Consider the following 251-nt stretch of genomic DNA (forward strand, 5'->3'; position numbering starts at 1 on the left):
CCCTTCTTGTGATCGGCGGCCTAACAGTTTGTCCAGCGCCACATGGCGACCCACGTCTTCATGCCCGCCGACCAGTTCGCCAGATGGCAACATCCATGCAGCGGCGTGAGTACAACCAGTCAGTTGCCCCACTGGCTGGAAATCATTGAGATGACGTAATGCATCATCCAGTTTGTTGAGATCAAACGTCTGGGTGAACGGCAGCGGCTGCACCGGTTTACCGATATCGTTAAGCTGTTCTACACCGCATA

1 protein-coding gene is annotated in these 251 nt (G+C 54.6%); it reads right to left on the reverse strand.

Features of this window, described 5'->3' with window-relative positions; all coding sequences use genetic code 11:
- Window positions 1-251, reverse strand: a 251-nt coding sequence (locus B0E34_RS22690; protein WP_185117439.1) for a formate dehydrogenase accessory sulfurtransferase FdhD, incomplete at both ends; no start/stop codon positions are given.

This window comes from Chryseobacterium mucoviscidosis (assembly GCF_002177115.1).
GTDB classification, from domain to species: domain Bacteria; phylum Bacteroidota; class Bacteroidia; order Flavobacteriales; family Weeksellaceae; genus Chryseobacterium; species Chryseobacterium mucoviscidosis.